The 25,930-nt window shown below is 58.4% G+C and carries 23 protein-coding genes; 11 read left to right on the forward strand and 12 right to left on the reverse strand.

Features of this window, described 5'->3' with window-relative positions; all coding sequences use genetic code 11:
• Window positions 1–229: 229 nt before the first annotated feature.
• The gene (locus JTJ32_RS17175) at window positions 230–1,498 is read right to left on the reverse strand and encodes an OmpP1/FadL family transporter (protein ID WP_210042762.1); all 1,269 of its coding nucleotides are present in this window, start codon (window positions 1,496–1,498) and stop codon (window positions 230–232) included.
• Between the two features lie 463 nt (window positions 1,499–1,961).
• Between JTJ32_RS17175 and JTJ32_RS17180 the strand changes: the two genes are divergently transcribed.
• The gene (locus JTJ32_RS17180) at window positions 1,962–2,489 is read left to right on the forward strand and encodes a GAF domain-containing protein (protein ID WP_099226829.1); all 528 of its coding nucleotides are present in this window, start codon (window positions 1,962–1,964) and stop codon (window positions 2,487–2,489) included.
• A gap of 313 nt (window positions 2,490–2,802) precedes the next feature.
• On the opposite strand, the gene JTJ32_RS17185 is transcribed toward JTJ32_RS17180, so the two are convergent.
• Window positions 2,803–3,129 carry a con-10 family general stress protein gene (locus JTJ32_RS17185; protein WP_099226705.1) on the reverse strand — a complete coding sequence of 109 codons (327 nt, stop codon included), beginning with the start codon at window positions 3,127–3,129 and terminating at the stop codon, window positions 2,803–2,805.
• 303 nt (window positions 3,130–3,432) lie between these two features.
• On the opposite strand from JTJ32_RS17185, the gene JTJ32_RS17190 reads away from it, so the two are divergent.
• The 3 genes from JTJ32_RS17190 to JTJ32_RS26615 all read left to right on the forward strand — a co-directional run bounded on the left by JTJ32_RS17190 (window position 3,433) and on the right by JTJ32_RS26615 (window position 6,561).
• Window positions 3,433–5,256, forward strand: a complete 1,824-nt coding sequence (locus JTJ32_RS17190) for a sensor domain-containing phosphodiesterase (protein ID WP_099226828.1) — start codon at window positions 3,433–3,435, stop codon at window positions 5,254–5,256.
• Between the two features lie 91 nt (window positions 5,257–5,347).
• Entirely contained in the window at window positions 5,348–6,133 is a 786-nt protein-coding gene (locus tag JTJ32_RS17195) for a sulfite exporter TauE/SafE family protein (RefSeq protein WP_210042763.1), read from the forward strand.
• Between the two features lie 212 nt (window positions 6,134–6,345).
• Window positions 6,346–6,561 carry a hypothetical protein gene (locus JTJ32_RS26615; protein ID WP_099226703.1) on the forward strand — a complete coding sequence of 72 codons (216 nt, stop codon included), beginning with the start codon at window positions 6,346–6,348 and terminating at the stop codon, window positions 6,559–6,561.
• Window positions 6,562–6,845: 284 nt separating this feature from the next.
• Here JTJ32_RS26615 and JTJ32_RS17205 read toward each other — a convergent pair whose 3' ends face one another.
• Entirely contained in the window at window positions 6,846–7,049 is a 204-nt protein-coding gene (locus tag JTJ32_RS17205) for a hypothetical protein (RefSeq protein WP_099226702.1), read from the reverse strand.
• A 228-nt stretch (window positions 7,050–7,277) separates the two neighbouring features.
• Between JTJ32_RS17205 and JTJ32_RS17210 the strand changes: the two genes are divergently transcribed.
• The 3 genes from JTJ32_RS17210 to JTJ32_RS17220 are packed head-to-tail and all read left to right on the forward strand — an operon-like array spanning window position 7,278 to window position 9,583.
• The gene (locus tag JTJ32_RS17210; protein ID WP_210042765.1) at window positions 7,278–7,679 is read left to right on the forward strand and encodes a Rho termination factor N-terminal domain-containing protein; all 402 of its coding nucleotides are present in this window, start codon (window positions 7,278–7,280) and stop codon (window positions 7,677–7,679) included.
• Window positions 7,680–7,718: 39 nt separating this feature from the next.
• Window positions 7,719–8,816: a DUF3182 family protein gene (locus tag JTJ32_RS17215; RefSeq protein WP_210042766.1), complete on the forward strand. Its 1,098-nt coding sequence runs from the start codon at window positions 7,719–7,721 to the stop codon at window positions 8,814–8,816.
• Window positions 8,813–9,583, forward strand: coding sequence for an alpha/beta hydrolase family protein (locus tag JTJ32_RS17220; protein WP_099226699.1), 771 nt, complete (start codon window positions 8,813–8,815; stop codon window positions 9,581–9,583). The genes JTJ32_RS17215 and JTJ32_RS17220 overlap by 4 nt, the downstream gene beginning before the upstream one ends.
• Before the next feature lie 26 nt (window positions 9,584–9,609).
• Here JTJ32_RS17220 and JTJ32_RS17225 read toward each other — a convergent pair whose 3' ends face one another.
• A complete protein-coding gene (locus JTJ32_RS17225; protein WP_073172084.1) occupies window positions 9,610–9,849 on the reverse strand; it encodes a PLD nuclease N-terminal domain-containing protein in 240 nt (79 codons plus the stop codon).
• A 222-nt stretch (window positions 9,850–10,071) separates the two neighbouring features.
• Between JTJ32_RS17225 and JTJ32_RS17230 the strand changes: the two genes are divergently transcribed.
• Window positions 10,072–10,698, forward strand: coding sequence for a Yip1 family protein (locus JTJ32_RS17230; protein ID WP_184321676.1), 627 nt, complete (start codon window positions 10,072–10,074; stop codon window positions 10,696–10,698).
• Window positions 10,699–10,830: 132 nt separating this feature from the next.
• Here JTJ32_RS17230 and JTJ32_RS17235 read toward each other — a convergent pair whose 3' ends face one another.
• The 8 genes from JTJ32_RS17235 to JTJ32_RS17270 form a co-directional block, all read right to left on the reverse strand.
• On the reverse strand, window positions 10,831–11,985 hold the full coding sequence (locus JTJ32_RS17235; RefSeq protein ID WP_408004606.1) for an L-dopachrome tautomerase-related protein: 1,155 nt from the start codon (window positions 11,983–11,985) through the stop codon (window positions 10,831–10,833).
• Window positions 11,986–12,368: 383 nt separating this feature from the next.
• On the reverse strand, window positions 12,369–13,922 hold the full coding sequence (gene garD, locus JTJ32_RS17240; RefSeq protein WP_004883146.1) for a galactarate dehydratase: 1,554 nt from the start codon (window positions 13,920–13,922) through the stop codon (window positions 12,369–12,371).
• 10 nt (window positions 13,923–13,932) lie between these two features.
• On the reverse strand, window positions 13,933–15,315 hold the full coding sequence (locus JTJ32_RS17245; RefSeq protein ID WP_099226696.1) for an MFS transporter: 1,383 nt from the start codon (window positions 15,313–15,315) through the stop codon (window positions 13,933–13,935).
• A gap of 165 nt (window positions 15,316–15,480) precedes the next feature.
• Entirely contained in the window at window positions 15,481–16,392 is a 912-nt protein-coding gene (gene kdgD, locus JTJ32_RS17250) for a 5-dehydro-4-deoxyglucarate dehydratase (protein WP_099226695.1), read from the reverse strand.
• A gap of 431 nt (window positions 16,393–16,823) precedes the next feature.
• Complete coding sequence (locus JTJ32_RS17255) at window positions 16,824–17,573, reverse strand: FadR/GntR family transcriptional regulator (protein ID WP_004883131.1); 750 nt, start codon at window positions 17,571–17,573, stop codon at window positions 16,824–16,826.
• A 100-nt stretch (window positions 17,574–17,673) separates the two neighbouring features.
• Window positions 17,674–19,407, reverse strand: coding sequence for an ABC transporter ATP-binding protein/permease (locus JTJ32_RS17260; protein WP_210042767.1), 1,734 nt, complete (start codon window positions 19,405–19,407; stop codon window positions 17,674–17,676).
• Between the two features lie 89 nt (window positions 19,408–19,496).
• Complete coding sequence (locus tag JTJ32_RS17265; protein WP_004883127.1) at window positions 19,497–20,060, reverse strand: response regulator transcription factor; 564 nt, start codon at window positions 20,058–20,060, stop codon at window positions 19,497–19,499.
• On the reverse strand, window positions 20,057–21,316 hold the full coding sequence (locus JTJ32_RS17270) for an ATP-binding protein (protein WP_099226693.1): 1,260 nt from the start codon (window positions 21,314–21,316) through the stop codon (window positions 20,057–20,059). The genes JTJ32_RS17265 and JTJ32_RS17270 overlap by 4 nt, the downstream gene beginning before the upstream one ends.
• A gap of 192 nt (window positions 21,317–21,508) precedes the next feature.
• Here JTJ32_RS17270 and JTJ32_RS17275 point away from each other — a divergent pair, with 192 nt between their 5' ends.
• From JTJ32_RS17275 to JTJ32_RS17285, 3 genes are all read left to right on the forward strand, one after another.
• Window positions 21,509–22,225, forward strand: a complete 717-nt coding sequence (locus JTJ32_RS17275; RefSeq protein ID WP_099226692.1) for an SIMPL domain-containing protein — start codon at window positions 21,509–21,511, stop codon at window positions 22,223–22,225.
• A gap of 327 nt (window positions 22,226–22,552) precedes the next feature.
• Complete coding sequence (locus JTJ32_RS17280; protein ID WP_210042768.1) at window positions 22,553–24,100, forward strand: HET-C-related protein; 1,548 nt, start codon at window positions 22,553–22,555, stop codon at window positions 24,098–24,100.
• Between the two features lie 105 nt (window positions 24,101–24,205).
• On the forward strand, window positions 24,206–25,807 hold the full coding sequence (locus JTJ32_RS17285; protein ID WP_210042769.1) for an ABC transporter substrate-binding protein: 1,602 nt from the start codon (window positions 24,206–24,208) through the stop codon (window positions 25,805–25,807).
• Window positions 25,808–25,930 lie beyond the last annotated feature (123 nt).

The following is a 25,930-nucleotide window of genomic DNA, read 5'->3' on the forward strand; positions in this document are numbered from 1 at the left end:
TTTAACCTTGCCACTCGGCCAACCCCACCCATTTCAGCGCTCTCCACTATCAGCCTATCGTTAAGGGTCTATCGAAAATCCGGCGCGAAACGTCTCGCAAGGCCACTGTAATCAGCGGCCCTGAAGGTGAATGTGCATAGAAGATTCGATATCAGCTAGTTGAGTAGGGTAAGTGGCTCGACCGATGCAGGGCTATAGTGCAGATGTACTAGTCAGGTCTTCAGACAGACTAAAAGCGGTACGTCGCTCCAATACCGAGAAAACTTGCACTGTTTTCATACCGTGCGCTGTAACTGGCCAAAGCATTGGAACGGCTGACGTTCACGCTTTCTTCCTTGAGCCAGGAATAGGCAATATCAAGGGTCAGGTCTTTGGTCAGGTCGTAGCCTGCGCCCACGCTGTATATCGTGCGATCACCTGTCGGCGTGCGCGGCGAGCGGTTGGTGTTGCTGGTTGGCGATTGATCGAAGCGGATACCGGTTCGCAGAAGCCACTGAGCGTTAAGACGATAGGACGTGCCCAGCGCATAAGCCCAGGTATCGTGCCAGTCCAGACCGCCCGCAACGGCATTCGACAGCGACGACGCCAGCACACCGCCGACCGCCGGGCTGATGCTTTGTGTGCTGAAATCCAGATCCTTCATGCGACTCCATCGGGTCCAGGTCGCCCCAGCGTAGAGTTTCCAGGCATCGCTCAGGTCTTGCATGACCGAAAGATCCACCGACTCCGGCGTGTCCAGTTGCAGCGAGCAGTCGTATCGATTGCTGGTCAGCACTTGCGGTGGCGTTCCGGCGCCTGTGGCTACGCCGGTGTGGCAATCAAGGTCATAGCGGACCCGCGAGTGGTAGGTCATGCCTGCCCGAGTGGTGTCCGTCAGGTCGGCCAGAATGCCGACATTGAAACCCACGGCCACATCGTCGCCCTTGACCTTCACGTTGGTATCCGGGATGGCAGGGTTGAGCGTCAGGTCGGACTCCAACTCGCCTGAAAGCCGGTTGATGGTCGGTCCGAAACCAAGGGAAACGCGATCATTGAAGGCGTAACTGATGGTCGGTTGCAGCGTGATGACCCGGGCGTCGCTCCTGCTGGCAAAAGCGCGGCCCTGAAAGCCCGACTCGTAATCGGTGGCCAGACCGAACGGCGCATAAACGCCCATTCCGAATGCCCATTGTTGATTCGGTTTGTAGGTATAGAACCCGAAGGGAATGGCCTTGAACGGCACCATGTCGCCCTTGTTCGTACCACCGGGTCGGCCGGTTGCGTTGCTGATGTCAGTGGACGCGTCGATAAAGGTGACGCCGCCCGTGATTTGCTGCCCCTCAAGCCGCGACATGCCCGCCGGGTTTCCATACACCGTACTCGCGTCATCCGCAGCCGACGCACGGCCCGCGAACGCCGTTCCCATGCCACTGATGCTCTGTTCGTTGAGTCCGAAGCCGCCGGCGCACAGCTGGGTCGAAACCACGGCAAAGGTAAGGCCCAACGTGATTTTTTGCATGAATCTCGCTACTCGTGGCAGTTAAGTGTTCGGCAGAGGTCATCAGACGTGAAGGCATGTGCACCGCAAACATTCGCGGACCTGAAAGGCCCGTTGGCACGCGCAGCAGACAGCCCTGCACCGACTCGATGGTCAATCAACGAGCGTATCAGCGAGTAAAAATGCGCTCCATAGTACAGGTGTACTAATGGCCCCTTGCCGCGTCATGACCAGTTTGTTTGATACGGGTTAACGGCCCCCCATTACGGACGGTTCATGATCGATAGGGTTGTTAGTGCATTCAAATGAGAAAGCTTATTGACGCCAACGCCATGTCACTAGAGGGCCTGCTGTCATATTCCCGGAATTTTTCATGTAACCCCTGATCAGGTGTGGCAGGATCAGCAGCGGCGAAAGTGTGATGCAGTTCAAGGACTGCCGGACGCTTTGCCAGCTTCCTAATGATCAGGTCGGGGCCTCACCATTGAACACCACATTGACTTCAGCAGAACTGGCCGTCATCAGTGAAATCGAAACCACCTCAAGTTTGTTGAGACTGGTCACCCGACTCACCGGGCTCAGATTCGCCGCCATTGCCAAAGTGACCGACAGCAGCTGGACCGCATGTGCTGTGTATGACGAGATCAATTTCGGGCTGGATGCCGGTCATGAGCTCAAACTGGAAAACACGTTCTGCAACGAACTCAGACTGAATCACCGCCCTATCGTGATCAACGAAGTGGCGACCGATCCTGAATACGCTCAGCACTTCATTCCGGCAAAATTCGGCTTCCAGAGTTATTTCTCGCTGCCGATCATTTTTCCGACCGGTGATTTCTTCGGCACGCTGTGCGGCCTTGATCCCCTGCCGAAAAAGCTCGACGACGAACAGCTTCTGGAAACCCTGAAAGTGTTCTGCACGCTGATCGCGAACACACTTTACGCGCACCAGCAACTCACTGATTTACAGAACCAGATGATCGCTGTGCGTTCGGAGCGGACTGCGGTCTGAGCAGGCGCTCCGTGATCAGTGTTCGCGCCTCCTCACCAAGAACGTCCCCTGCGCCAGAAACAAAAAGCCCGGCATGAACCGGGCTCCTGATTTACAACGCAGTCGCCTGAGCGTTACTGCGCAGTTCTCAGCTTGATCACGTCGCCGGAAACAGTGGTGGTGTAGCCGTTCAAGGCTCAGGCTATGAAGCGAACAGTCATGAAAGGATTCAGTCAGCGTGACTGCTCAACTCGATACCCGTGTATCCCGGTCGGCTACGCTGGCTGAAATTCAACGCATGCCCCCCCTCTATCAGGCTGAAGGGGCAATCGCGTCAGGACTTGTCTGACTCCTCGCTGTCATCTCTTCCACCTGATGCCTGTCCTCCCTTTCTGCCTGCTTCAGCTGCCCGCTCCGGGTCGTTGGCGAAATTGCCACCCGAAGCCTGGCCACCTTTTTTGCCAGCTTCGGATGCTCGCTCGGGGTCATTGGCAAAGTTGCCACCTGATGCCTGACCACCCTTTTTGCCAGCTTCGGACGCACGCTCCGGATCATTGGCAAAATTGCCGCCTGACGCCTGACCTCCCTTCTTGCCTGCTTCGGATGCCCGTTCCGGGTCGTTGGCGAAGTTGCCGGGATTGTTTTCCCCAGTGCTAGCCATTGTTTTTGTCCTCCGTATCGGCCGACCGCTTTATTGCCGTCGCCTGCAATAGAAAACACCGCGAGGGCAGTCGATCCGGAAATTCGAGGGCCGGACGACGAATGGCAAAAATGGTTCCATTTTGTTCAGGAAGGTCCGGACTGCCCGGTTTTAAAGGCCCGTCCCCTCATCGAAAGCATGCCAAACAGGCGTTTTAATGCGTTGAGGTTCTTAAAGGGGGCTATAGATAAAAATGGCGCGCTGATAAAGTGAACTTCGTGATGTCATATGGTCATCACTCATGCACCGCCCTCCGAGATATCCATGACCGTTTGCGCCCCTATCCCGTTCAACGAAACGCAACGCCTGTTGCGTATAGCGGAGCTGTGCGTGCTCGAGAACACGGCAGACGATGTGTTTGATGAAATCGTGGAGATGACCGCCAGTTTCTTCGATGCCCCCATCGCGCTGATTTCCATCGTCGACGAGCATCGACAGTGGTTTCGCACCCGGGTTGGCCTGCAGGCCCAGGAAACCCCTCGCGACGTTTCGTTCTGCGCCTACACGATTCTGGCCGATGAGCCGTTCGAGGTGGTTGACGCCACGCTCGACGAGCGATTCATGGAGAACAATCTGGTCACCGGACACCCCGGCATTCGCTACTACGCGGGCGCGCCGTTGATCACTGATGACGGCATCGCGCTGGGCAGTCTGTGCGTGATCGACACCAGCCCTCGTGAGCCGATGAGCGAAAAGCAGGCGAACATGCTCAAGCGCTTTGCCTCACTGGTGATGAAACGCATCGTCGGCCTGAGGATGAGCTGCTTCATCGACCAGCCTACCGGGCTGTATAACCGTTCGCGATTACAGGAAGACATCACCCAGACCCTGAGTGTGAAGCAGAACTACCGGCTGGTCGCTGCGGACATGATTACCCCCGAGTTTCTCAACGACATCGTCAAGGCGCTGGGCTACAGCTATTCACAGGACCTGGTGATGGCGATAAAAAATCGCCTGCAGTGTCTTCTGCCTCACGATTGCTCGCTCTACAAGGTCAGCCCGACACGCTTTGGCTTTTTGCTGCCTGAGGAAGCCGCGACTGAAGCCATGTTTCGCGCGATTCTCAAGGACTTCGAAACGCCGGTGCAGTGTCGCGGCATTCCGGTGCAGATGCAGGTTGGCCTGGGTGTGGTGGCTCTGGATCACACCGACAGCACCGAACAGGACTGGATGCGCCTGGTGATCAGCGCCGCTGACAACGCTCGTGACCGTAACGTCGGCTGGGCCATGTATGAACCTCATTCCGATGCCGCTCAACAGCGTGCCTTCAAACTGCTCAGCTCATTGACTCACGCTGTGCACGCACACGATCAGCTGCGTCTGGTCTATCAGCCCCGCATCGACCTGAAGTCCGGCCATTGCACCTCGGTTGAGGCGCTGCTGCGTTGGAACCACCCGACACTGGGGCCGATCGGTCCGGCGGAGTTCGTGCCGCTGGCGGAGAAGACTGCGCTGATGCGCCCCTTGAGCCTGTGGGTGCTCAGAAACGCGATCGAGCAGGCGGCCCACTGGCAGCGTCAGGGTTTCGATTTCCGAATCGCGATCAACGTCACGCCTGAAGACCTCGCAGGCCCGGCATTCACCGACACCATGATCGGCCTGCTGCGAAAACACGATATTCACCCGACCCGTTTCGAACTTGAATTCACCGAAGGCGCGCTGATGCAAAACCCCGCCGAGGTCCGCAGTCAGTTGGAGCGCATGCGTGAAATGGGCATGGATGTCGCGATTGACGATTTCGGCACGGGTTACAGCAACTGGAACTACCTGCGTCAGTTGCCGGCCACTACGGTCAAGCTCGACCAGTCGCTGATTTGCAACCTGGTGTCGGACGAGACGGATCAACGCCTGGTGAAGGCGCTGATCGGTCTGGCGAAAAAACTCGGTTACTGCGTGGTCGCAGAAGGTATTGAAACCGAGGAAATCCGGACGCTGGTCAAGCAATGGGGCTGCGATGAAGGACAGGGTTACCTGATCGCAAAACCTCTGGAAGCCGACGTGATGGTGAATTGGCTCAGCCCCACGCAGCGCCTGCAAAGTGTTGCCGAGGCGACACTGGCGGCCGCCTCACGCGATAAACGGTTATAACCTTAGAACACATCTTCATAACCGGTCATAACATAAGCCGCTATGCTGCCCGCCACTTTTTGCCTGATACGTTTGTTTGACAGGGTTGGATATGGACGCGGGTGGTTTAGGGTTTGTAGTAGCGGGACTGGTGGTTGGCTTTATCGTGGGCATGACCGGTGTCGGAGGGGGATCGTTGATGACCCCGATACTGCTGTGGTTCGGTATCAATCCGGCCACTGCTGTGGGCACCGATCTGTTGTACGCCGCGATCACCAAATCCGGAGGCGTGCTGGTTCACCGCAAGAACGACAACATCGACTGGAAAATAACCGGTCTGCTGACTCTGGGCAGCGTGCCCGCAGTGCTGCTGACGCTGTGGTTCCTGAGCACCCTGCATGCAGCACCCGACGCCCTGAACGCAATCATCAAACAGGCGCTGGGGATCGTGTTGTTACTGACCGCCCTCGCCGTCCTGTTCAAGAAAAGACTGCTGGCCTTCGCCCATGGGCGTGGCGAGGGGCATTCCTTTTTCAAAGGCACCAGCCTGACCGTGCTTACCGTTGTTACAGGCCTGATTCTTGGCACCATGGTGGCGCTGACGTCGATTGGTGCAGGCGCTCTCGGCACCGTGGCGCTATTCATCCTGTACCCGTTGTTGCCGACCCGCCGCCTGGTGGGAACCGAAATCGCCCACGCTGTGCCCCTAACGCTTGTTGCAGGCCTGGGCCACGCCAGCATGGGCAACATGAATTGGGAACTGCTGGGCTGGCTGCTGATGGGGTCGCTACCGGGCATCTATTTCGGCAGTCACATGGCCGGGCGCGTGTCTGATGATCTGTTGCGTCCGTTCCTGGCGATCATGCTGGGAATGATCGGCTTCAAGCTGGCGTTCTGATCAACGTCAAGCTGTCACATCCATGCGTCAGGCTCGCCCTGCAAACACGCTTTGAAGGCTGTGCAGCGCAACACATTGTGCTGCACAGGCACATTGGTCGGGATTTGTATTTTTTTGTAGCTCAACGCCGTTTTTCGGCGCAGGATTTTGCCGGTCTGCTTTCGCGCCGGTGCTCGGCACAGACTCATCCTTGCTGACTGGAGATGCCAATAATGCTTATCCGAATTGAAGAAGGTGTTTACGGGGCCCACTGGGTCGTGAAGCTGGACGACTATCCGGTGACCTGCCGGAGCTGGCAGGAAGCCAAGGAATTTGCTGACCGCATGAAATCCAGAATCGACGCTCCCCATTCGCTTCCGCTGTCCGCACGACATACCGTATCCGAACGAAGCGCGCCTGAACGACGCTCCAGGGCGATGGCTCGCTAATCCTTTGCTTCTGTTTGCTGAAACATTTGTTTCCTGTAACAACTGAAACGTCGCTGCCCTGACAGCGACGTTTTGCTGTTCGTCTTTCACGGACTATTCAACTGAATAAAAACTGAAATCCATTCTCGTTTCGGTGACATCCATTTCACATCTTCTTCACGTCAGGCTGGGTAAATTGAACCCACTCCTTTGATGAATCCCATTTGGCCCACCCTGTTGTGGGCCATTTTTTTGCCTGCAGAAAAGTGACCTGCATCGCGCATCCAAGGCTTGCCCGATCCGACTTACTCCACTTGCGAGCGAGGCTGTCCTGAATCCTTGGTTGCGAGCACAACCGGATTGCCCAGTGCCCCGCTGCTCTGCTCTGCCAGCCGGTCACTGCCTGTGCCACTGACCACCGAACGGCTCCAGTGTGTGGTCACCGTTGCCATCCAGCCCAGCAAAAACAGCACAACGGCCTGCAATGCCCATTTGCTGATGATCGACATACGCTCTCTCCTCATTCAGGTCTGGATGGCGAGCATATAAACACCTCGTCATTGCAGAAGAATTGCAGAGTTTCAGATTTTTGCCACCGTGCCGCTCATCCTTTTTTGCTGAACTCGGCCGCCGTTGCATCCTTCCTAATTTCAGGGTCAGCGTTAATGGTTCGCGGTAAGCATGTCCGTGAGTCCGACGTCAGCCCGACGTTCATTCAGGATTTCAGGAGATAGGCCATGCCTGCCGCGAACTCGAAAAAAGACGCTACCTCGAATAAAGACAAATACACCGACAAACAGAAACGCAAAGCCGAACACATCGAACAGGGCTATGAAGAAAAAGGCGTCTCGAAAAGTGAAGCTGAAGCACGGGCGTGGGCCACTGTGAACAAGCAGTCCGGCGGTGGCGAACGCAAGGGTGGCTCGGGAACCAAAACCCCGGCGTCCAGCAAGTCGGCAGCGCGACAGGATTCAGCCAGGCGTGCGGTGACCACCAAGCGCGGTCAGCCGCGCAACGATCAGCCGCTGGAGTCGCAGACCAAAGTGGACCTGATGCAACGCGCCAGAGGTTTGAACATTGCCGGTCGTTCGACCATGAGCAAGCAGGAACTGATCACCGCGCTGAAGAAGGTCTCATAACGATCCAGCCGTACATTGTGTCACTGCCAGGAGTTGCTCATGACCCGGACAGGAACGAGCAAGACCGACGTTGTTCTGTTGCCCACACGCAAAATTCTATCGACTCATGAAACAGTGACTCACCAGGTACTGGCGCAAAAGCTGGCGACCCTGCTCGGCGCAGAGTTCGTCGGGCTATACGACAGCGTGACTCATCAGGGGCGTGATCTGTATTTCGTCCCGTCCGATACGTTGATCGAGCAGGATCATCCCGCCATCCGATCCGCAGATGATCTGTTTGGCGGCATGCTCACCGAACCGTTCATGGCGACCAAAGCCCTCTCGCACCCGCTGCCCGATCATGCAACGCATAAACCGCCCGGCTGGTCCGACGCATTTCACCGTCAGACTGCGCAGGCGGTGCTCAACGGCTTTTCGGTTTTCGCCGAACAGGATGCGCTGAAGGTCGGCATACAGATGCTCGCCAACGGTCCGGTGCGAATCAAACCCGTGCTGGCGACGGCAGGGCGAGGTCAGGTGGTGGTGACGACAGCGGCTGAACTGGCGGCCGCCGTTGCCCGGCAAAATCTGCAAGAGGTAAAGGAATACGGTCTGGTGCTGGAAGAAAACCTGACAGAAGTCGAGACCTTCAGCGTGGGTCAGGTACAAGTGGCCGGGCTGATCGCCAGCTATTACGGAACTCAGGACCTGACCAGGGACAATCAGGGGGGAACCGTTTACGGCGGCTCGCGCCTGCACCTCGTGCGGGGCGATTATCAGGCCTTGCTGCGCCAGTCCCTGGACAAGCCGGTCAGACATGCCGTGCAGCAGGCGCTGGCTTATGAAAATGCCGCGTTTGCCTGCTTCCCCGGCCTCATCGCGTCGCGCCGCAACTACGACATCGCTCAGGGCATCAACGCACAAGGCCAGCGACGCTCAGGCGTACTGGAACAATCCTGGCGCATCGGCGGTGCCAGCGCCGCGGAAATCGAGGCGTTGCTGCTGTTCAACGCCGACCCGACGCTGCATCAGGTCGACATCTCGACCCACGAGGTGTATGGCAAGACCACACTTCCCGCCAATGCCCAAGTGCTCTACGAGGGCGATGACCCTCAGGTGGGCTTCATCAGCAAATTCATTCAGGTGGAGTCTCTATGAGTGTCCGCAGTGAAATCATCGAAATCAAGGTAGGCAGCCAATCCATCTCCGGATCGATCGTCACGCCGTGCGAGAAATTTCCCGGCATCCTTTTTGTCCACGGTTGGGGCGGCAGTCAGCAGCGCGATCTGGCTCGGGCCAAAAACATTACGGGGCTGGGCTGCGTCTGCCTGACCTTCGACCTGCGCGGCCACGAGCGCACCGAGGGCCTTCGGGGCACGGTGTCACGTGAGCAAAGCCTGGCGGATCTGCTGGCCGCCTACGACCGACTCGTCAGTCATCCCTCAGTCGACCCAGAGGCCATTGCGGTGATCGGCACCAGTTATGGAGGGTATCTGGCCACCATTCTGAGTGCGATGCGACCGATCAAATGGATGGCGTTGCGCGTACCCGCCCTGTATTGGGATGCCGACTGGGACATGCCCAAACAAGAGCTGGATCGCGACAGACTCGCTCACTATCGCCGCTCGGCCGTCACGGCGGCGGACAACCGGGCGCTGGCAGCCTGCAAGGAGTTCAGGGGAGATGTGTTGCTGATTGAATCGGAACGCGACGACTATGTGCCACATGCCACGTTGATGAGCTATCGCACCGCCTTTGAGCTGGCGCACTCACTGACCTATCGTCTGGTGGACGGTGCCGACCATGCACTGAGTAGCGATATCAGCCAGAGCGTCTACAGCTCGATGCTCACCAATTGGATCAGCGAGATGGTCATTGGCGCTCGGCTGGTGGATTACCCACACCACTCAGCCAAGTATTCATGACCCGCACGCAATCCCGGACGACGGCCTCAGTACTTGGTGCTTTGCTGTTCAGGCTTGGCGGGCGTGTCGACATGGCGCGGACCGGCGACCAGCAGCGCCAGCACACCGAGAATCGGCACGGCGACAATCACGATGATCCACATCAGTTTGTTGCTGGACTCCGTGACGCTTTTACGGACACGCATCACCGCCCATATATCCGAAATCACGATCAAAGCCGTAATCGCTGCAAACAGCCACAAATGATTTTCCGATATCCAAGGCATTTGAAATCTCCTGCACATTCAACGAAGGCGGCCAGACCGGCGCCCTTACTGTAGAAGAGGCTCGAGAGCACCTTAAAGTTCAGAGAAGTAGGAAAAATCAGGCTTTTTCCGAGGGCTCGACCGCCATCGGTCCACAGCGGTGAAACCATTGCGTCAGGCCGTATTCAATCCGAAGAGGCTCGCAAGGACCTGCGAGACCCGTTTGCCATCGGAGGGAATGTCATGAACGCATTTATCGTCAAACTGTTCACCCGCCCCGCTCAAGCGTGGAAAAACATACGCGACGAGGAAGAACACAGCCCGCGCCAATATGTGCCGCACCTGATGCTGCTCGGTCTGGTTCCGGCCATTTGCCTGTACATCGGCACGACACAGGTAGGTTGGAACATGACGTTTGAGGACAGGGTATGGCTGAGCGCCAGGAGTGCGCTGCAGTTGTGTACCCTGCTCTACGTCGCGATCCTGGCCGGTACGGCGTTGATGGGCACGTTCATCCGCTGGCTGTCACGCTCCTCCGAGGCGCGACCGACGCTCAACCAGTGCATCGGCTTTGCCACTTACACCATCACCCCGTTTTTCATCGCAGGCCTTGCAGGGCTGTACCCCAGCCGCTGGCTGATGATTCTGGTACTGGGACTGGCATCCATCCATTCGACCTTTCTGTTGATCATCGGCATTGGCACCTTCATGCGCTTGCCACCGGGCAACGCCCCGCTGTATGCGGCCGCTGTCTGGGGCTTCGGCGTGCTGGTGCTCGTGACGATTCTGGTGTCGACGATACTGCTCTGGTACCACGTGCTCACGCCTGATTACGTGCGCAACGTGCTGGGTGAAGTGCCGGGTGGTTGAGGCAGGATCCGTACACGCCTGGCGGGGCCAAGGCTGTCGCCCGGCAAATTCAGTGGGAGCAACCGGGCGGCGCTCCCACGAATTGAGGTTTCCAATGGGTTACAGGCTGTTTGACAAGCGTCTGGCCTGAACTCAGCGCGTCCTGGCCGGTGTGGCGTCGATCTTCACCCGGAACAGGCTATAGGGCTTTTCCCGTAAATCCTTGCCTCCGTGAAACAGCGCCTGGCGATGCAGCTGATTGGCTATGAAGTAAAGGTAGCCGTCGTTTGCCACCGACAATGTGTCCGGCCACAGCATTCGAGGATCGTGAGCGACTGTCTGCCAGGTCCCGTCCGCAAGACGTTTGCGAATGCTGTTGTCTTCATAGTCGCCAGCGTAGATCGCACCATCGCTGTCGGCTTCCAATCCATCCGACGGCCCTTTTTCTCCCAGATCCTGCACGGCTGCGACGAGTTGCTCCTCAGTGACGGCAGGATCGCGCAGCAGCTTTGTGGACACCGAATACAGGTGTCGGCTGGAAAGCGCAGAGAAGTAAAGTGTCTGGCGGTCCGAGGACAAAGCGATACCATCGGAAGCGACCGCAAAGGGTTTGCTGGTACCGTCGGCATTACGCATTTTCAGTACCTGACCTTCAACCCTTGGCACAAAGCCCGGATCTGCCGACGTCGAGGCAGCGCCACTCAAACGACGCACGGCCTTGCCGGTCGCAATGTCCATGACGATGATCGCGCCAGGGCCACTGACAGACGAGTCGGTGACATAAATCACGCCTTCCTTGCCGGCACTGAAGTCAAAACGCATGTCGTTGACATAGGTGCCCGGCAGAATCACGTTTTCAGGAAAAACCAGTGTCTTGACGACCTTGTTTGTCTTGAGATCAACGGCCACCAGTTTGGCACCGCCAGCAAGCGGCCTGGAGAATTCCGGTGCGGCGGTATCGAGTATCCACAGGTGGCCCAAGCCATCGGCGACGACACTCTGAACGCTGATGAATCCCTTCTCGGGATGCTGGGGGTCGGCCTGGTTCAATGCGCTGTCAGGATAAGGCACCACCTTGCCATCGCGTAATTCACCGACAGTGAAAGGCACGTTGTCGCCCCAACGCGGGAAGTTGACAAAAATGCGCCCTGTTTCACTCACGCTGACGCCTGTAGGCATTGCGTCATGGAACGCAAAGACCTGTTCGATCTTTCCCACAGGCTTGTCTTCTGGAAGCCTGGCGGGGGTCGCAGCCTGAACAGCCTGGCTACCGAGCGCAACCATCAAGGCCGCCGAGGCCCAGGACATCGGTTGTTTGAAAGACAAGAAAGGTCTCCTTGGCCAGCATCAGGCAGGCCAGTAGTGAACGTGAACATGGCTCATTTGCAGGGTCGGCTGTACCGAGCACGCAAACACATCTGCTGCGGATACTGATCGCTTTGTTGCAAAGAAAGAAGCCGTTAAATTCACTAACACTTTCAATCAAATAAAGAGAATGAGGCGGCTGACGGCAACGGCACGAGTGGCTCAGTCACCATCTGATGTCTTTCGCTGGGGGGATGGCCGCCGTTTTTGACAGGGGCAAATGGAAGACCTGTCAGACGGTTGTCTGAAGGACATCCGCTACCTCAGAGCGATAGCGGATTGCGAGAAGGTTTCTACCTCACCTGCCGGGAACACGCCCCGACACCTCAGGTAATCGGCGCGGGGTTGAACAGGGTAATGTCGTTGTGCAGGCGGTAGTGCTCGGTCCAGGTCTTTTTCTTGCCGCTGGCCACTTCCAGATAATAGTGGAACAGCTCCCAACCCAAGTCCTCGATGCTCGCGCGCCCAGTAGCGATGCGCCCGGCGTCGATGTCGATCAGATCCGGCCAGCGCTGGGCCAGCTCGGTGCGGGTCGAAACCTTCACGACAGGCGCCATCGCCAGACCATACGGCGTGCCGCGTCCGGTGGTGAACACATGCAGGTTCATCCCGGCCGCCAGCTGCAGCGTACCGCATACAAAATCACTGGCCGGTGTGGCGCAGAAGATCAGGCCTTTGCCGTTGACCCGCTCGCCAGGGCCGAGCACGCCGTTGATGGCGCTGCTGCCGGACTTGACAATCGACCCGAGGGATTTCTCGACGATGTTCGACAAGCCGCCTTTCTTGTTACCCGGCGTGGTGTTGGCGCTGCGGTCCGCTTCGCCTTTGGCCAGATAACGGTCGTACCAGTCCATTTCGCGCACCAGTGCCTGAGCAACGTCCTGATCCTGCGCACGGGAAGTCAGCAAATAGATAGCATCGCGCACTTCGGTCACTTCCGAGAACATCACCGTAGCGCCCGCACGCAGCAACAGGTCCGACGCATAACCCAGCGCCGGGTTGGCGGTGATGCCGGAAAACGCATCGCTGCCGCCGCACTGCATGCCCAGAATCAACTCGGATGCCGGCACCGTCTCGCGACGACGCAGGTCCAGCTTCTTCAGGCGCACCTCGGCCAGGTCCATGATCTGCTCGACCATTTCACTGAAGCCGTGGCTGGAGTCCTGAAGCTTGTAGAGCCAGGGCTCGCTCAGGTCCACCGAGCTGTCACCCTCGTGCATGACCTGACCGGCCTGCAGCTTTTCACAGCCCAGGCTGATGACCAGCGCCTCGCCACCCAGATTCGGGTTGCGCGCAAGATTGCGTACAGTGCGGATCGGGATGTAGGCGTCGGTGGCGGTAATGGCCACGCCGCAGCCGTAGCTGTGGGTCAGGGCCACTACGTCATCGACGTTCGGGTATTTGGGCAGCAGTTCGTCACGGATGCGCTTCACGGCGAAGTCGAGCACACCGGTCACGCACTGAACGGTTGTGGTGATGCCCAGGATGTTGCGAGTGCCCACGGTGCCATCGGCATTGCGATAGCCTTCGAAGGTATAGCCTTCCAGCGGCTCGCCCTTCGCAGGTACGGCATCGGACATCGGCAGGCTGTCGAGCGCAGGCGCTGACGGCATGCGCAACTGATCTTCCCTGACCCAACTACCACGCGGTATCGGTTGCAGGGCATAGCCGATGGTATGGCCGTAACGGATCACGGCATCGCCCTCGGCCAGGTCAACGGTGCTGACCTTGTGGCTCTGCGGTACGTTATCGACAGTCACCAGGCCGTTATCGAATTCGGTTCCGGCCGGCACACCCTGGTCGTTGACCACGACCACCACGTTGTCCAGCGGATGCAGCCGGATGTAACGTGGAGAATCGGCATGTTGAATCAGGTTCATCACGGTTTCCTCAGGATTTTGCTTCGGAAAGGTTGCTGGCCGGATCGGTCGGCAATGGCCCCTTTACAGGCGGCTCTATCAATTCCACACGCTTGATTTCACCCACGATGAAAATGTAACTGATCACCGCCAGCAGCGCGTTGGCGCCGACGAACACCAGTGCCCATTTGAACGAGCCGGTGGTGCTGATGATGTAACCAATCACGATCGGGGTGGTGATCGATGCAATGTTACCGAAGGTGTTGAACAGGCCGCCGCTCAGACCGGCGATCTGCTTGGGCGATACGTCGGACATGACAGCCCAGCCCAGTGCGCCCACGCCTTTGCCGAAGAATGCCAGGGCCATGAAGCCCACGACCATCCATTCGATGTCGACATAGTTGCAGGTCACGATGGAAGTCGACAGCAACAGACCGCCAATGATCGGTGCCTTGCGGGCGAACGTCAGCGAGTGCCCCTTGCGCAGCAGGTAGTCAGAGATGATCCCGCCCAGCACGCCGCCGATGAAACCGCAGATGGCCGGCAAGGAGGCGATGATGCCGGCCTTGAGAATGGTCATGCCGCGTTCCTGAACCAGGTAAACCGGGAACCAGGTCAGGAAGAAGTAGGTGATGCCGTTGATGCAGTATTGGCTCAGGTAGATGCCCAGCATCATGCGGTTGGTCAGCAACTGCTTGATGTAGTCCCATTTCGGGCCGCTGCTGGCGTCCTTCTTCGACTTCGACTTGTCCTGATCCATGTCGACCATGCCGCCGTTACTGGCGATGTGATCGATCTCGGCCTGGTTGATGCGCGGATGGCTGCGCGGGCTGTAGATGACCTTCATCCAGATGGCGGAGAAGACGATACCTGCCGCGCCCATGACGATGAACACATGCTGCCAGCCGTAGGTGTAGACGATCCAGCCCATCAACGGCGCGAACAGCACAGTGGCGAAGTATTGCGCAGAGTTGAAGATGGCTGACGCCGTGCCGCGTTCGGCGGTCGGGAACCAGGCAGCGACAATACGTGCGTTGCCGGGAAAGGATGGCGCTTCGGCCAGGCCCACCAGGAAGCGCAGCATGAACAGCGCGACAATGGCGGTGGAGATGCCGAACTCACCCACGTAGCCTTGCAGCAGGGTGAACAGCGACCAGGTGAAAATGCTCAGGGCGTAGACTTTCTTCGAACCGAAACGGTCGAGCAGCCAGCCACCCGGGATCTGACCGGCCACGTAGGCCCAGCCGAATGCAGAGAAGATGTAGCCCAGAGTGACGGCACTGATGCCAAGGTCTTTCTGGATGCTGGAACCGGCGATAGCGATGGTGGCACGGTCGGCGTAGTTGATCGTGGTAACGAGAAACAGCATCAACAGGATCAAATAGCGGACGTGCGTCGGCTTGGACGTTTGCATCGGTTGAACTCCCACTAGTTATTTTTTTACGCGGGTAAATCTGTTTTTGGGTGTAGCGCTACAGGCCCCTTAGAAGTGTCGCGGCGACGCCAGCTTCTACCTGTACGGGTCATGCGTTCCAACGACAAAACCGCTGATCGCTCAGCGGTTCGGTCTTCAGAGGTGTTACTGCTTGCCTTGCTTGTCCATCAGCGCTGCGAGCATGTCGCATTCTTCCGGCGTCAGGTCGGTCAGCGGCGCGCGAACCGGACCTGCGTCGTAGCCTGCGATTTTCGCACCGGCTTTCACGATGCTGACGGCGTAGCCCGCTTTGCGGTTACGGATTTCCAGGTAAGGCAGGAAGAAATCGTCGATGTATTTGCCGACGGCTTCGTGATCGTCACGGGAAATGGCGTGGTAGAAGTCCATCGCCAGTTTCGGTACGAAGTTGAACACGGCCGAGGAATAGACCGGTACGCCCAGCGCCTTGTAGGCAGCGGCGTAGACTTCAGCGGTCGGCAGACCACCCAGGTACGAGAAGCGGTCGCCCAGACGGCGGCGGATCGAAACCATCAGCTCGATATCGCCCAGGCCATCCTTGTAACCGATCAGGTTCGGGCAGCGCTCGGCCAGCTTTTCCAGCAGCGAAGCGTTCAGGCGGCAGACGTTGCGGTTGTAGACAACCACGCCGATCTTGACCGATTTACAGACGGCTTCAACGTGCGCGGCAACGCCGTCCTGGCTGGCTTCAGTCAGGTAGTGCGGCAGCAGCAGCAGGCCTTTGGCGCCCAGACGCTCGGCTTCCTGAGCGTATTCGATGGCCTGGCGAGTCGGGCCGCCTACGCCTGCGAGGATAGGCACGCTGGTAGCGCAGGTATCGACGGCAGTCTTGATGATTTCGGAGTATTCGCTGGCGGCCAGGGAGAAGAACTCACCTGTACCACCGGCTGCGAACAGAGCGCTGGCGCCGTACGGGGCCAGCCACTCGAGACGCTTGATGTAGCCAGCGCGATGGAAGTCGCCCTGGGCATTGAAATCGGTAACCGGGAAGGACAGCAGACCGGAAGAGAGGATGGACTTCAGTTCTTGTGGATTCATTATTCGAACACCCTGTGGGACATAAAATGTGAATGGATCACCGGGGCAGTGCCGATGTCGTAAGTCATCGTACAACTGAAAATACATTCCCTCAACTGGCATTTACGGATTTTTGTCTTACAAAGCGATGAATGGGGCTGGAGGCCTTGGCGGGCTTGAGTCTGGCGGGATTCAGGGTTGCTGAAAGTTATACGATAACTGGAGTTTTCGTAGAACTCGAAACGCAGGAATGCATGGCCTGTGGGAGGCGGCTTGTCGGCGATGCATTTTTTGAAGCGACGCGTCAGCGACTGAACTGACGCCATCGCCGAAAGGCCGCCTTATCAAACAACGTGTGGCCCGCCGACCAATCATGATTTCGGGAGCGTATTCCCCGTGAGGGTTTGCGTATAGCGCTGAGCGCTCTGCATCGGAACGCTCAGTACGCACCATCAGGCGCGCTGCGATTCAGCCTCTTCATGGGCGTGACGCAAGCGTTCGCGGCTGTTGGTCAGATGCAGGCGCATGGCGGCGCGGGCGGCGTCGGAGTCCTGACGGGCGATGGCCTCGTAGATTTCCTCGTGCTCGCGGCTGAGCCGGTCCATGTAGTGCTGCTGATCGTCATGCGCCAGCCGCGCAGAATTCAACCGAGTGCGCGGAATGATGCTGGTGCCCAGATGGGTCATGATGTCGGTGAAATAGCGGTTGCCGGTCGACAACGCAATCTGCAGGTGGAACTGGAAGTCAGACGCCACCGCATCGGTTGCATGAGCAGCGCTTTCATTCAGCGCGTCCAGCGCGGCACGCATGGCAGCCAGTTCTTCGGCGCTGCGGCGCTGTGCGGCCAGCCCGGCGGACTCGACCTCCAGGCTGATGCGCAATTCGAGAATGGCCAGCACATCGCGCAAGGTGACGATGGTGGCCGGGTCGATGCGAAAGCCGCTCGGGCTCGGCGTATCCAGCACGAAGGTGCCGATCCCGTGGCGGGTTTCCACAAGGCCGGACGCCTGCAGGCGTGAAATCGCTTCACGGACCACAGTACGGCTGACGCCCTGCTCTTCCATGATCGCGGATTCAGTGGGCAATTTATCGCCACGCTTGAGCTGTCCGCTGCGAATACGCTCGGACAGTTCAGTCACCAGCTCCTGCGCAAGGCTGCGGTGCTTTCTACGGGCGCGGGGCGGGGCGCTTTGATTTTCCATATCCAACATCGATCTCTGGACAGTTAAACAAGCGTCAATCATAGCTCAGCGGTTGTATGATCACACCCCAAAAGCTCGGCCCCGCTCTCCATAAGCCTCATCAGGCCGGTTCAGACGCCCGCCGCTCGATCAATTGCCCATCTTCGACCTGTACATGCCTGCCATGAAAGCGCTTGAGACTGCTGCGATGTCCCACGCTGAGCAGAGTCAGGCCAGGAATTTCATTGAAGATCGCATGGTGCATCGCCGCCTCGTCCTCTTCGTCCATGGCAGAGGTCGCCTCATCCATGTACAGCCACTGCGGTGTCAGCAAGAGCGCACGGGCGAAGGCCATCCGTTGCTGCTCCCCAGGCGACAGCACACGTTGCCAGTGATCACTGTCATCCAGTCGCGCCACCAACGGTTCCAGGCGACATTTGCGCAGCGCATCGCCGTATCGCTCGGCAGGAAATGTTTCGGGCGGCTGTGGATAACTCAAGGCTTCACGCAAGGTGCCGATTGGCAGATAGGGTCGTTGCGGCAGAAACAGGGCGCGCCCTTCCGGTATGCCGATCTTGCCCGTACCTTTAGGCCATAAGCCGCCAAGTGCCCTGAGCAAAGAGCTTTTACCACTGCCTGACCGGCCACTGAGCATCACTTTCTCGCCCTGTTCGATATGCAGATGAGCGTTGTGAAGCAAACTCCGACCGCTGGCCAGCGTCAGGCCAAGGTCTTTCAGGTCCACCGCATTTCCGGTCTGCACCCGTTGAATGGATGGAACCTGAGCTTCATGGTCGGTCATGGCCTGACGGAAGCTCAGCAGACGATCACTGGTCGCCCGCCAGGACGCCAGCGTGTCATACGCGCTAATGAACCAGCTGAAGTTCTCCTGCACGTTGCCGAACGCCGAGTTGATCTGCATCAGATCACCCAGCTCGATCTTGCCTGCAAAGTACCGGGGCGCTGCGACAACGAACGGAAAGATAATCGCGATCTGGCCATAGCCCGACGTGAAGAACGTCAGTCGCTTCTGCACCTTCATCGAGGTCAGGACGTTATGCCAGATCATCGAGAACCGGCCGCTCAGCCGTTGGTTTTCATTTTTTTCGCCGGCGGACAGCGCGATGCTTTCAGCGTTTTCCCGCACCCGCACCAACGCATAACGTAGGTCCGCTTCGTAGCGTTCCTGCTGGTTGTTCAGCGGAATCAGACGTCGGCCAATCCAGTGGGTCAGAAAGCTGCCGACGATGGCGTAAAGCATGGCGGCCCAGAACATGTAGCCTGGAATGGTGATGCCGAAGAGTTCGATACTTCCCGACACCCCCCACAGAATGACCGAGAACGACACGAGGCTGACCACAGCACTCATCAGGCCAAGCCCCAGGTGCAGGGTGCTGGTTGTGAATTCGTTAAGGTCTTCCGAAAGACGCTGGTCCGGGTTGTCGGTGTAACCGCCCTGCTCCAGATGGTAGTAATTCTTGTGCGCCAGCCAGCGTGCGAAATGCTGCTCGGTCAGCCAGCGCCGCCAGCGAATGGTGAGCATCTGTGTCAGATAGAGCCGATACACGGCCGCGAAAATGGCGATGGCGGCAAGGCCGCTGAAATACAGGATCAGGTGCGTGAAAGCACCCGTGTCCTTGTTCTGCAAGGCGTTGTAGAACTCGCGATACCAGCTGTTGAACATCACTGACATTTGCACGCTGAACAATGACAGCGCGACCACGGAGGCCAGCAGCACCCAGGCCATGGTTTTTTCTTCACTGCGCCAATACGGCGTGATCAGTCTCCATACCCTGGGGAAAAACGCTCCTTTAACGGTGTCGTTGACGACGGAATATTCGGCATTGCGTTTCATGTAATTCAGGCTCGCTGTCTGCAAAAGAACGATGCCTGAACACAATGAAGCAAAAAAACGCCTGAACGATCACCATGAAAAAAGCTTCATCAACGCCGTACGGGACGCTTCTGCAATTTGCGCTGCAAGGTACGGCGGTGCATGCCCAGCGCGCGTGCGGTGGCCGAAATATTGCCTTCATGCTCGGTCAGCACGCGCTGAATATGCTCCCACTGCAGGCGATCCACCGACATCGGGTTTTCCGGCACCAGCGTGTCGAGGTTGGCGTGTTCCGACAACAAGGCTGCCAGTACGTCATCGGCATCCGCGGGCTTGCACAGGTAATTGCACGCACCGCGCTTGATGGCTTCGACAGCGGTGGCGATGCTCGAATAGCCGGTGAGAATCACCACCCGCATGTCCGGGTCCATTTCAAGCAGCTTGGGCAGCAGCACCAGACCGGAATCGCCATCCATCTTCAGGTCCAGCGCGGCGTATTCGGGAATGTCCTGCTGCGCCAGTATCAGGCCCTCTTCCGCAGAGCCTGCGGTGCTGACCCGAAAACCGCGACGGCTCATGGCGCGGGCCATGACCCGGGTGAAAGTCGCGTCGTCATCGACCAGCAGCAGGTGCGGCAACTCTTCGCCTTCGACCTGAATCTCTTCGTCACTCATGCTTCTTCTCCTCGCGTGTCACGGGGCAGTCGCAGCTCGGTGAGCGTACCGCCTTCTTCATGACTGTAGAGCTTTACCGAGCCACCCGCGCGGGTGACGCTGGCCTTGCTCAGGAACAGGCCGAGGCCGAAGCCTTTGCCCTTGGTAGTAAAGAACGGTTTGCCGATCTGCTCGGCAATGGCCAGCGGCACACCGGCGCCGTGGTCGCGAATACTGATGCAGACTTCCGTACTGTCCCAGTCCAGATTGACTTCCAGCCCGTCGGGACAGGCATCGGCGGCGTTGTTGAGCAGGTTGAGCAGTGCCTGAGTCAGGTCCGGTGGCGGCGCCAGCATCGGCACCTCGTCCTTGCCCCGTTTCTGAAAGCGATAGCTCACTTCAGGACGCATCAAGTGCCAGCGGTTGAGCGATTCGTCCAGCCATTGCGTAGCCGGCTGGGTCTCGACCGCCATGCGCCGGTTGGCCTCGGCAGCGCGTACCAGTTGCTGAAGCGTCTGCTTGCACTGTTTGACCTGCTCCTGCAGCACCGACAGATCATCCTGCAGAGCCGGATCGCTATGGTCCTGGCGCATTTCCTTGAGCAACACGCTCATGGTTGCCAGCGGCGTACCCAGTTCATGAGCCGCACCGGCTGCCTGCGTGGCCACCGCCAGCAGTTGCTGGTCTCGCAGGCCTTCCTCCCGGCGCTCGGCGCGCAGTTGATCCTGACGGCGCAGTTCTTCAGCCATCTTTGCGGCAAAGAAAGTAATCACCCCGGCCGCCAGCACGAAGCTCAGCCACATGCCGTAGATCTGCATGTTTTCGCGAGCGATGGGGTAGGTCTCCAACGGATAGGACCGCACCATAAGGAAGGTGTACAGCCCGAGCGCGAAGCCGGACAGAATCAGTGAATAGCGCCATGGCAGCGTCGCCGCCGCGATCGTCAGCGGTACCAGGTAATAAGACACGAACGGGTTGGTCGAGCCGCCCGAGTAATACAACAGCGCACTGTGAATCAGCAGGTCCAGTGCCAGCTGCAAGGCATATTCAAGTTCGGTCAGCGGCAACGAGGTGCGCAGGCGAATGACAGTCAGCAGACAGAGAATCAGCGAGCAGCCCAGGGTGATCGACAGCTGCAGCCAGGGCAGCGGAAGAAAGTCGAACAACCAGGCAATCCCCACCGAACCGGCTTGTGCGGCCAGTACCAGGATGCGGATGAATGTCAGGCGCCACAGGTTCTGACGCGTGGCTGAAAGCATTTGGACGGGGGCGAGCATGAGCTCTCCTGATGAGCGCTCCAGGCGGATCGCGACGAGTATAACCAAGCATGGCGCAAAACTGGAAAAGTGCGTCAAAGCGCCGCATCGTCGGGCATGTCGGGGATGCAGGAACCAGTATCCAGGGTTACAGTCTCATGGGTTTGCGCCGTCCGACAGCAGTCGACAGCCGTCTTATAACAAGGAGTTCTCATGTTCACTCTCCGTCCTGCCGCCACGCTCTTTGCTCTGGCCGCCGTTACCCTCTCCAGCCTTCCTGCAATGGCCGAAGAAGCCCGCTACAACCAGATTTCCCTGCGCGCCGAGGTCAATCAGGAAGTCCAGCGAGACCTGATGATGGTGACGCTGTACACCGAAGCGCAGGACAGCGACCCCGCGAAACTGGCTGCGCAGGTGACCGAGACGCTGAACAAGGCGCTGGGCCAGGCGCGTCAGGCCAAGGACGTGAAGATTCGTCAGGGCAGCCGCAACAGCTATCCGATTTACGACGACAAGGGTCAGAAGATCACCGGCTGGCGTGAGCGCGCAGAAGTCCGGCTGGAAAGTGCCGATTTCGCCGTCCTCTCCAAGCTGACCGGCGAACTGCTCGGCGATCTGAAAATGGGCGGCATGGACTTCTCGATCTCGCCAGCCACACGCAAGGCCAGCGAAGACACTCTGCTCAAGGACGCAGTCACGGCGTTCAAGGCCCGTGCGCAACTGGTCACCGAAGCGCTGGGCGGCACCGGCTACAAGCTGGTCAACCTGAACCTCAACACCTCGGGTTACCCGCAGCCGTACCTGCGTGCGCCAGTGGCCATGATGATGAAGTCCTCGCGAGAAGACGCGGCGCCCACGCCAGACGTCGAAGCAGGCACAAGCCAGGTGAGCGTGGCGGCGGATGGTGTCATTGAGGTGGCGGTTCCATAGGATCGCTGACCATGCCCTCGCTCCACGTTCGTCTTTAGACACGAGCCGGCCTCGACACGGATCATGCCCATCGCTCCGCGTGGGCATGCACCCCGTGACACTCAGCGTCACACATGCCACCGGCTGCGGATTCAATAAGCCGAGCGCATGCTCCCTGCTCACTTTCGCCCCCTCCTGTTCCCTGGATTCCTGCCTTCTTCGGCTATGTCCTACAACATCCGCCGCGCTGGCCGATTCCGCCAAGTCTCCCCATCCATAAACTTGAACGCACTCCCCAACGGGCATTGCCGCCTACTCGAGCCCCTGCCCCACTTTCAGGAATCACGGATGAATCCTTCGAACCCCACACGCCAAAACCCCGCCCATCCTCTACATGACCACGTTGCCGAGCCGCTTCCGGTGCCGCTTCGGTTCGAAGCCGGTGAAGGTGACGAACACCGGCACACCCATGGCTCGATCGAGGCCGTTCTGGAAACAGCCGGTTTCAGACAGGACGAAATACGCGCCATCTATTACGGCAACTGGCTGCGCGACTATTCGCAACTGGTCGACCCCAAGCTCGTCCGCGCACCCGATATGCCCAAACGTTTCCCTGACGTGCTGTCCCGCGAAGCCATCACGCAAATCGTTGACGTCCTCGCCGTACGGGCCTTCACGGATCTGATGAAAATCGACCGCTCACGCTTCATCGTGACACCGCAGCGACTGGGTGTTTATCGCGCCAGCGAACACATCGATAACCCAAGGGCAGTCAACCCGAAACCTGACGACCCCAAGGCACGCGATGCAGACTTCGATGACTGGACGCTACCCGATGATCCGGTGCTGCAGGTTGACCCCGAGACCTCCATGAAACGCTACATACAGCGCTCGGTGGACCTGATGACAGCAGACCTGGATATCACCGTACAGGCTGGCCCTTCCTCTACCGACGGGCTCAGGGCAATGGGCGCAGCACTGCATATACTTGAAGACTTCTTTGCCCATTCCAACTTCGTCGAACTGAGCCTGATCAAGCTGGGCCATACCGATGTGCTGCCGTGGACTTCCGAAACCGAGTGCAGGCATCGCCTGCCATTGGTCACGGGAAGTTTCGGCGGCAGCGACATCATTGCCAGCCTGGCAGCACCGCTGGGCAAAATCCTGTTTCAGAACGACGAAAAACCCTTCGAAGCCATACAGCCCGGCGCGCGCTATGAGCGGGACCAGATCCTGCTTATCCTGCTCGGCGAGCACCTGGATGAACGACTGCTGCAGGGTTATCAGGACTTTCTCACCGCCCGCGACGGCTGGGCACAGCTGCCTTTCTCCGAGCAGGTCGAACGCTTCTACGCATTCATCGCCACCCCTGGCAGGCTTCTCGGTAACGCCATCGGCAGCGTCATCCAGAGCCTGATGACTTTTCTGGGCAACAGCATCGACGATGTCCAGACCGGGCTTGGCGATGACCCCAATACCAACGGCTCGACAGATCCTTCGCACTCGCAGTTGGCCAAAGACCACGCTGAACACCCGCTGCATGATCTGGCTGCGCTGATGGCGAAGAAGGCGGTACTCGAGGTTGGTCGCGCAGTACTGGGTCAATGGCATGGCACGCCAGACACCGACCATCCCTCGCACGTAGCCGCACGGTTCTTCAGTCATGCCATGGACACGGACTGGCAGGACACCGTGGTTCGCGAGTGGGCCGAGGCCAATCCTGAGCAGGTCAAACGCGCAGCCCTCAAGAGCGAACTGGATCAGTTCCACCTGCGCATTCAAGGCGATGCGACCGAAGCGTTGCAGAAATTCAAGCAAGGCAGCGGCAACTTTCTGGACACGTTCTTCGAAAGCACCTCGCTGCCTGATCTGTGGAACAGAATTACCGGCAAGTAAGATTTGTCCGACTCGAACCAAGTGCGGCACTATCGTGTTACATCTTTTGTCGACATTGCACGTGTCAACACTCAGCACGGTACTGCCGCACTTCGCGAGGGCTCCATGGGACAAACCATTTTCAAACCGCTGATCCTGACCAGCGCGCTGCTGGCCTGCGCACCTTTTGCTCAGGCGGCCACAACCCTGGTGTATTGCTCCGAGGCGAGCCCGGCAGGCTTTGACCCCAGCCAGTACACCAGCGGCACTGACTTCGATGCTTCGGCTGAAACCGTTTTCAACCGCCTGACGCAATTCAAGCGCGGCGCAACGGAAGTGGAGCCAGGGTTGGCAACACGCTGGGACGTGTCGCCCGATGGCCTGATCTATACCTTCCACCTGCGCGAGGGTGTGAAATTCCACACCACTGATTACTTCAAACCGACCCGCACCTTCAATGCCGATGACGTGCTGTTCACCTTCAATCGCCTGCTGGACCCGAACCACCCGTTCCGCAAGGCATACCCTTCCGAATCGCCCTACTTCACCGACATGGGCCTGAACACCACCATCAAGCAGGTTGAGAAGGTCGACGCCAATACCGTCAAATTCACGCTCAACAATATTGATGCAGCGTTCGTACAGAACCTGGCAATGAGCTTCGCCTCTATCCAGTCGGCCGAATACGCCGACCAGTTGTTGAAGGAAGGCAAGGCCCAGGACCTCAACCAGAAGCCTGTCGGCACTGGTCCGTTCGTGTTCAAGCGTTACCAGAAAGACTCGCAGATCCGTTACGCCGGTAACACCGAGTACTGGAAACCCGAAGACGTGAAAATCGACAACCTGATTTTCTCGATCAACAGCGATGCCGCCGTGCGCCTGCAGAAGCTCAAGGCCGGCGAATGTCAGGTCAGTGGCTACCCTCGCCCGCAGGACATCGAGGAAGTGCAGAAGGATCCGAAGCTCAAGGTATTGAGTCAGGCGGGCTTCAACCTCGGCTTTCTGGCGTACAACGTGACTCACCCGCCGCTCGATCAGCTCAAGGTTCGTCAGGCGCTGGACATGGCCATCGACAAGCAGGCCATCATCAAGGCTGTTTACCAGAGCGCAGGCCAACTGGCCCAGAACGCACTGCCACCGGGCCAATGGAGCTATGACCCGACAATCAAGGACACTCCCCGCGACCTGACGAAAGCAAAACAATTGCTCAAGGAAGCGGGCGTGGCACCGGGTACGAAAATCGACCTGTGGGCCATGACGGTTCAGCGCGCCTCAAACCCCAACGCACGCATGTCGGCGCAGATGATCCAGTCCGACTGGGACAAGATCGGCATCAAGGCCAATATCGTCAGCTACGAATGGGGCGAGTACATCAAGCGCGCCAAGGCCGGCGAACATGACACGATGATCTACGGCTGGACCGGCGACAACGGTGACCCGGACAACTGGCTCGGCGTGCTGTACAGCTGTGCCGCCGTCAAGGGCAGCAACTACGCCAAGTGGTGCGACCCGGCTTACGACAAGCTGGTCCAGCAGGCAAAGCTGACAACCAATCGCGATGAGCGCATCAAGCTCTATCAACAGGCCCAGCACATTCTCAAGCAACAGGTGCCGATCACGCCGATTGCCAACTCCAAAGTTTTCCAGCCGATGCGCAAGGAAGTGCAGGACTTCAAGATCAGTCCATTCGGGCTCACACCTTTCTATGGGGTCAGTCTGAGCAAGTGAGGTAACAGTCAGAGCCCTAACCGGGTGCATTAACCCCACCTGCACGCCCCTTTATGGGGCGTGATTTGTTTCGAAACGGGTCACGCAAACGATCAAATACCGAAAAAATTACACTTTCGCGAC

Origin of the sequence: Pseudomonas alliivorans (assembly GCF_017826695.1) — a bacterium.
GTDB classification, from domain to species: domain Bacteria; phylum Pseudomonadota; class Gammaproteobacteria; order Pseudomonadales; family Pseudomonadaceae; genus Aquipseudomonas; species Aquipseudomonas alliivorans.